The organism is Ignavibacteria bacterium (assembly GCA_025612375.1).
Classification (GTDB): Bacteria; Bacteroidota; Ignavibacteria; order Ignavibacteriales; family SURF-24; genus JAAXKN01.
Genome location: JAAXKN010000040.1, coordinates 30,776 through 38,644 on the forward strand (window position 1 = coordinate 30,776; position 7,869 = coordinate 38,644).

General features: G+C 46.3%; 6 protein-coding genes. All 6 read right to left on the minus strand.

Annotated elements, in window-relative coordinates; genetic code table 11:
• Positions 1–43 precede the first annotated feature (43 nt).
• Complete coding sequence (gene prmA / locus HF312_17925) at positions 44–889, minus strand: 50S ribosomal protein L11 methyltransferase (protein ID MCU7522099.1); 846 nt, start codon at positions 887–889, stop codon at positions 44–46.
• Positions 890–941: 52 nt separating this feature from the next.
• Complete coding sequence (locus HF312_17930) at positions 942–1,940, minus strand: M28 family peptidase (protein MCU7522100.1); 999 nt, start codon at positions 1,938–1,940, stop codon at positions 942–944.
• A 73-nt stretch (positions 1,941–2,013) separates the two neighbouring features.
• A complete protein-coding gene (gene dacB, locus HF312_17935; GenBank protein ID MCU7522101.1) occupies positions 2,014–3,453 on the minus strand; it encodes a D-alanyl-D-alanine carboxypeptidase/D-alanyl-D-alanine-endopeptidase in 1,440 nt (479 codons plus the stop codon).
• A 116-nt stretch (positions 3,454–3,569) separates the two neighbouring features.
• The gene (locus tag HF312_17940) at positions 3,570–4,928 is read right to left on the minus strand and encodes a YchF/TatD family DNA exonuclease (protein MCU7522102.1); all 1,359 of its coding nucleotides are present in this window, start codon (positions 4,926–4,928) and stop codon (positions 3,570–3,572) included.
• Between the two features lie 59 nt (positions 4,929–4,987).
• A complete protein-coding gene (locus HF312_17945; protein ID MCU7522103.1) occupies positions 4,988–7,156 on the minus strand; it encodes a TonB-dependent receptor in 2,169 nt (722 codons plus the stop codon).
• A gap of 71 nt (positions 7,157–7,227) precedes the next feature.
• Entirely contained in the window at positions 7,228–7,740 is a 513-nt protein-coding gene (locus HF312_17950) for a hypothetical protein (GenBank protein MCU7522104.1), read from the minus strand.
• Positions 7,741–7,869 lie beyond the last annotated feature (129 nt).

Below are 7,869 nucleotides of genomic sequence, written 5' to 3' on the forward strand. Positions count from 1 at the left end.
CAGCTGAGAGCTTAAGAAGAAAAGAGCGGCAGACGCCTGCTCTTTACTTTCTTATCATTACAAGTGAAAGCCATTCTTCCATCTGTTTTTTGTCTATTACGGTAAACCCTTCATTTCCGTAGCGGTCGGTTATATCCTGTTCGTCGGAAAATAAAAGTCCGGAAAGAATAAGCGCCCCTTCAGGCTTCACGTGGGAAGAAAGATCGCGGCTTATTTCCATGAGTATATTTTTATTTATGTTTGCGAGCACAAGGTCGAAGTTCTTTTCTTCCACCTGGCTGACTTCACCAAGCTTTATTTCCACTTTATTGCTTACGCCGTTAACCTGGCAGTTTTCGATCCCGTTGTCGAAACACCATTCATCGTTATCAATTGCAACGGCGTGTGAGGCCCCGAGCCTGACGGCAGCAATAGCCAGTACGCCTGTTCCGGTTCCAACGTCGAGAACATTCATGCCGCTTTTTGCATACTTTTCAACCATTAAGAGCATGAGGCGTGTTGTCTGGTGTTCTCCTGTACCGAAAGACATCTTGGGGTCGATTGTAAGAACAAGCTGACCGGGCTTTGCATTATATTCTCTTGTGCTCGGTTTGATTACAATTTTATCTGAGACCTCAATTACATTGAGTGACTTTTCCCACTCCTCGTTCCAGTTCCTTTCCTCGAACTCGTTTTCATCCACCGAGAAACTTTCTATGAGCTTCTCTTGAACGAGTGAATTGAGGAGATTTTCGATTTCTTTTTTACTTACTTTGCCCGATTCTGAAAATACTTTTATGTAGGGGTCTTCTTCCGAGACTCCCGAGATAGCAAGTTTCCAAAGTATCCCGCTTACGAGTTCGGTAAGTTCAGGTTCAGTCTTAATAACAAATTCTTTATAGTGCTTCAAATTATTTTCTCCGGAAAATCAATGTTTAATAAAAATTCTAAACTATTAGCTCCTATACTGCCGGCTTATTAAAGTCCAGGCTGTAGATTAAGTAGGTCAGCACGCTGCCCACCTGCTGGAGTGTTTCCTGGCTAATGTTATCCATGGTATCTTTATGCGAATGCCAGTAATTTCTCCTGGCAACAGGTGTATCGGCACCTACAAGGTCGATATCAATAATATCGATTGTATTTATGCCTGCTTCATTTAAGGGTACGTGGTCGTCTTCAATCTGATTACCCTCTGCCTCAGAAAAGCTTTTTGTGTTGAGCTTTCCCGCAATATTCCAGACCATATTAACGACGTCAGGAGCAAAGAGAATGGACTTTCCCTCCTTATTGAACACGGCATCTTTATCGCCAACCATGTCAAGCAGTATTCCGAAAGCGGGGTTATAGTCTGAAGGCTTCTGTGCGGCAAAATATTTAGAACCCAGGAAGTAATTTCCGAGGTCGTTTTCCTGTCCGTAATCCTCTCCGTCAAAGAACACCAGGTCCACGCCGTAGCTAACGGGGTTTTCTTTCAGCACGCGTGCCAGTTCAAGGAGGACCCCGACGCCGCTGGCGCCGTCATTGGCTCCAAGGATCGGGAGGTTTCTTTTTGCCGGATCGGTGTCGTGCTCTGCCCTTGGGCGTGTATCCCAGTGTGCCGAGATAAATATTCTGTTTGCGGCCTTAGGGTTGAATTTTGCAATAACGTTTGTGAGGCTCAGTTCCTGGTTATTGTAGCCCGTATAGCTGAAGTTCTGCACCTGAACGCTGTCGGCATATTTCTTTGCTTCGTTTATTATATAGTACAGGGCCTCCTGGTGGCCTTTTGATCCGGGGTTGCGGGGTCCGAAGGAGACCTGTTTTGCAGTTTCGTCAAAAGCGTTCCTGGCATTGAACTGCGGGGGATTGACCTGTGCTTTAAGTGTATAGGATGGCCCCTGAGTCTTAGGAGTCTCCTCATGTTTATTGCATGATATAAAACCAAATGACATAATTAATAACAGTATAATTGTTTGTTTCATGATGTTTAATTTTTTCCTAAATCCGGTTTATAAAATCTAAATAAATATAACTACAGTTGAAACAAAAAGAATTTTATTCTGAAGCTCCCTGTCCCGATTCGGCAAGTATGCGCCCTATTTCGTCAAGTATCTTTACGGCCCTTGAAGAACTTCCCACATAATTTTGTATAATGGCCGAGAAAGCGAGCACGTGCCTGTTTTTTGCCGTAACGTAGCCTGAAAGGGAACTGATGCCGCTGAGTGTTCCGGTCTTGGCGTGAAGATTGTTAGAGGCTTCTGTATTCCTCATCCTGTAATCAAGCGAACCGTCTACGCCCGCAACAGGGAATGAGTTGTAAAGAATTCCGTAGAGCTCGGGCCTGAAGTTATAGATGTATTTTAACACATTCAGAAGAAGTTCGCTGCTGACGAGGTTATAATGCGATACGCCCGATCCGTCTACAATCCTGTAGTCCTTATAGTTAAGACCGGAAAGCGTGATAAGGCTGTCCACCATTTTAATTCCGTTTTCAGGTGTTGCGGGCTTTCCGAAATACTTATATGCCATGGCTCTCAGGGTCATCTCGGCGCTCAGGTTATCGCTTGTTTTATTTAGGTTGACGATTACCTGACTAAAAGGCCTGCTGAATATATAGATGAGCTTTGCATCCTTAGGGACGCGGGATGTATCAATTCCTCCAAGGACAATAATTCCAGCCCTCTCAAGTTTTTCTTTGAACAGTGTCAGGAAGTACCTGGCAGGGTCATAGACGTTAATTTCGTTTGCGATCAGCGGAGACTTCATGGGAAGGTTCCCGCTTAAGACTATGTCGTTTTTCCTGTTAAGCCAGTCGCGGTCCCAGCGGAAAGTTGAGGAATCGCCCGCAACAGTATAAGATTTGTTTTTAATCTTAAAGTAGCCCGATTCGGGAATTGTGCTTACAATTGGAGCATTGCCGGGAAGTCCCGGTGCTATACTAACCGTAACCGTATTGCTGTTGATGTTAAGAGGGGACAGATACGGGGCGTCAGTTGAAGGGTCATCATCCCACATCCAGCCTTTTCCCCAGAAAAGGGAATCCATGTAGGACACGTCGGCATATATATTCCCCTTAACCTCCTTTATGCCCAGAAGTTTGACACTCTGCAGCAGTGTATCCAGGTCCAGAAGGCCGAAATCGGGGTCGCCTCTACCTTCAAGATAAAGGTCTCCGGTGCAAACTGAATCCGTGATACTGCCCGTGTGGTACATTAGTGTCTGGAACTTGTAATCGGGTCCTAAAAAACAGAGTCCTGCAGCCGTAGTAATTACCTTCATATTTGAAGCGGGTTTCAGGAGCAGCTTAATCTGGTTCTGGTACAGGGGGCTTTTTGCCGTAAGGTCATACACGTTAACCGATGCAACTGTGGACTGGAACATGCTGTCTGCGAGGAGTGCGTCCAGTCTAATTTTTAGTTCTGACTGGGAATAAGAAAGTGAATGAAACAGGAATAAAAAAACTATGAGATATGGAATTTTTACAAGATTCTTCATGGGGACTTAAAATTTGGTTTAAGTGGTAGTAAATAAACTGCCTGAACACAAGCAGGCAATAAAATTTATCAGGGCGGCAAGGTTTTTAACTTCAGGCCGCCCTGCTTTAATCAGTCTTAAAAATAGGGTCTCGTTCTAAAGTCCGCGCCTACATTATCCTGAACAAATTTTTTAGCCTCTTCAGTATCAATTTCATTAAGGCCGACAACGGTCATAACGACGTTGGTGTACTGACGGGCTTTTCTTGCAAAGTCGAGCATCTCGGCATGAAGCCCGGGGTCCACCTGCATGAGCTTTGAATACTGCTGCGGATCAACTGCGTTAAGGCTGATTGAGACGGTGTCAATAAGGCCTTTTAGTTCAGGCGTAATATCGCGCTTATTTATATAATTGCCGTGGCCGTCTGAGTTCATTCTGGTTTTGCCGTTATGCTCCTTTACGTATCTGGCAACTTCCTTTACAATGTCCCAGCGTATGGTGGGCTCTCCATACCCGCAGAAGACGATCTCGTCAAACTGCGATGGGTCGCCGATCTCTTTAATGTAGACTTCAGCCGGGGGTTCTTCTGACTTTTTCATTCTGAGGCTGTAGCCTTTAATGACTGCGTTTCCCTTACGGTCGCAGAAGATGCAGTCGGCGTTGCAGCGGTTAGTGACATTTATATAAAGTGAATTACCGATTCTGTATGTATAGCTTACCCCGGGGCGGCGTCCTATTCCGAAGAGCTTAAAGGCGTTGAATGATGTTGCCTGGGCCACGTTCTCAAGGGTGATATTCTGCACCTCGGCAATTTTCTCTGCCACAAGGCTGACGTATGAAGGCTCGTTTCTTTTTCCGCGGTGAGGCACGGGAGTCATAAAGGGTGAATCTGTTTCAAGGAGCAGGTTTTCAACCTGGACGTGTTTGAGGATTTCCCTTATGTTGTCGGATTTGCTGAAAGTGACATTGCCTGTAAAGGAGAGGAGGTGATGCATTGAAACCAGTTCGCGTGCGTCCTGAACGGAACCCGAATAGCAGTGTATCTGCGCCCTAAGGCTGGTATCCTTATATGACCTCAGTATGTTCATAATGTCATTATCAGCCTCGCGGTTATGGATTATAACCGGAAGCCCCAGCTTCAAAGCCAGGATTATCTGGCTGTCGAGGGCATCAATCTGCTTTTCCCTGGGGGAGAAGTCGTAATAATAATCAAGCCCTATTTCCCCGATGGCAACAACCTTGTCGTGCTTTGCCAGGTCTTCAATGTCATCTAAGAGTGAATCGGTCCATTCCTTTGTGTCGTGGGGGTGAATGCCGACAGCGGCATAAATAAAGTCGTATTTTTCTGCTAGCTTTATGGCTTCAACAGAACTTGCAATATCCGTTCCGGGGACGATTATATAATCCACTCCGGAGGACTTTGCTCTTTCGATTACTTCTTCTACTTCGCCGTTGAAATTTGGGTAGAACAAGTGTGCGTGTGTATCTACAAACATTTCTTTTACTTAAAAATGAAATCTGCTGAAAATATAATTGAAGCAGGAGCGGTCTTTTTTCAGAACAGGAATTCCAGGCTTAAAGATGCGTTCCTGATGGGGGAAAGATTGCCGATTATTTCAATATAATTGTAATTCAGCAGGTTATTAATGTTTAAAAATAGCTTTCCCGGCAGTCCCAAAGATAACAAATTATATCCAGTTCTGAAATCTAAAAGATAGACCGGGACCCGTTTATCCCCGTCGAGGACCACGCCCAGGTCCACGAGTTCAAAATCCAGGGCTTCTATTTTACTCCAGTATCTGAAATCTGTTCCAATTTCAAAGCTCCCGGCGTTAAAACTAAGAGATGCCTGCGCCTGGTGGCGGGGGCGGTATTTAAGGGGGAGGTTCCGTTCAATATCCCTTGCCCAGAGATAGGTATAATTTGTCAAAAGGCTGAGATTGCCGGGTACGAGGTTAAAGGTAAGGTTTACTTCAAGCCCCTGAATTCTGGCTCTTGTAAGGTTACGGAAAGTAACCAGCCCGTCTATGGGGTCCACTCCGGGTTCGATGAAGTGGTAGTACTCGTTCTGGAACAGTGCCAGGTCAGAGTTTACCAGGAGGCCGAAAGAGTGGTTTATACCGGCTTCCATGGAAAGGCTTGTCTCGGGTTTAAGGAGGGGATTGGGTTTTATTTTAATTCCGCCGGCTGCAGTGCTTGTAAAGGCTTCAGCCAGTGTAGGAGCGCGGAAGCCTTTACCCACCGACGCCCTGAGAGTTGTAGCATCAGACATCCTGTAGTTTAACGCTGCCTTTGGGGAAAAAGAATCAAATCCCTTTAAGGTATCAAGGCGGCTGAAGTCATATCTTGCGCCCAGGGTAAGAGTAAGGGGGAAGGAAAACCTGTATTCAGCCTGAAGGTAGGCCCCGATATTAAAAGAGTTTGGTGTTCCGAAGAGGTTTGAGTTTACTTTTCCCGCGGCAGATTCAACGCCTGAGGTTAAAAAAAGGCTTTTAATTACCCTGTAGTTTGTCTGAACCTCGCCTTCAAGTATTCCTGTTTTTGAAGTGTCGTGGCTTGAAGTCTCATCGCGCCAGTTTGTCCTGTAAAAGCTGGTTCTTACTTTTAAGAAGAAGTCAGGGCTAAGGACATCCTTATAGACAGCAGCCAGCATGTAGCGGATTGAATTAACCTTCTGTCCCTGGTCGATGTCCCTGGGCTGAAGAACATGCCTGGAGTCCTTCCAGTAGACGAAGTTCCCACGGCTCTGGTTGAGGTAGCTGCCCATGAAAGTGAGTGTTGAGAGCGGGGTTAATTTATAATCTGTTTTTATAAAGCCTGTGTACCTTTTGTGGTAGTCGTCCTGCCTGTAGCCCAGGTTTTCCGAGCGGGTAAAAGAGAGCACATAGCCAAGTCGGCCGATGGAATTGGAGTGTGTTAATGTAAGTCCGTTATAAGGCCTGCGCTGACCCGACCAGTCCCACTCCTTGTGTGCCGGATGGTCATAGAGGCCGTAGTATCCTTTTATGTAGAGCTGGGGCTTATCCTGTATGTCTTTAGTAATTACATTTATTACTCCGCCGATTGCGGTGGAGCCGTAGAGTGAGCTTGCGGCGCCCTTAATAATTTCCACGCGGTCTATCTGAGTAACAGGGATAATTTCGTAGATGATCTCGCCCGTGTCTCCCGTGTAAAGAGGGATGCCGTCCATAGCAACAAGGACCCTTGTGCCCGCGCCCCTGCTGTATCCGCTTGAGCCGCGGATGCTGACCTGGTCCAGGTTCATATTTACTCCCGGTGCGTAGCGCAGGGCATAGTCAAGAGAGACGACGTTGCGGTCTGTAATGTCAGTTGAGCTTAAAACCGAAGCGCTGACCGGAAGTTCCGAGAGCTGCTGCTCGTATTTGCCTGCAGTTACAACAACCTGTTTTGACTGCAGGGCAGTTTCTTCAAGCGTGAAGTTCACCTGGACCGGGCTTCTGCCAATTTCGACTTCACCGGTAACACTTTTCCTGTAGCCTATCATGGAAATCTCCATGCGGTAGACCCCGGGCTTAAGCCCCGTGATTCTGTACCTTCCGGAAGTGTCCGTTGAGGCTCCCAGGGTTGTACCTAAAATGACGACGTTAGCTCCTGTGAGGGACACTCCCCTGATATCAGTTATCCTGCCGTAAATTGTCCCCGGTTGGGCCACGGTATCTTTAAGGCAGAAAAGGCAGAAAAGAATTACGGGTAAAAATTTCATCAGTGAGCACCCTCTCAAAATTATTCATTAAACATTCGGCACTAAGTATTCCGCACTAAACATCTCGAGCATTATTGTCCTCCCGGAGGCTGCGGGGGAGGGTGGTTAAAGTCGCACGTAATATGAATATCTGTAACAAAAGTATTCTCAGGTATTACAAGCCTGCCCGGCTTTGTTGTATCCCCGTTTGCATAATACACTCCTGAGACAAACCAGTCCTTGCGGTCAAGCGAGAGCGAAGGGGTTTTGGACTGTGCAACTGCTACATAGGCGTACTCTCCTGATTTGATCGGGAGCTGGGGATTAATAAGCGAGCTGAATACTATTCCTGTTGTGCCGAAAGGAATGCTGTCGCTTACAAATGCAAGGTTAAGTGCGTTGAAGTCGCCCGCGGAATTAAGCGGGTTTCTGAAGGCTACTATGTGTGTCCTTGTTACGCCAGCAGGCCACTTGCCCTTAAAGGCAACGCTGCCACCGAAGCCTGCTTCCTTTGGGGCGCCTTCGGGTGAAGGTGTAATGCCGCCATCGCAGCCCGATAGAAAAAACAATGTGGAGAAGAAAACAAAGTATATAAGTATTTTCACGCTCTGTACTTTCTTTCATTTCCAAATAATATAAATATAAAAATGCTGAAAAGGAAAGGCCGGGGGGTAGCGGGCAGGAAATGTGCAAAGTCAAGTTCCCCTGAATTTTTTGCAGGTAAATAAAAAGTT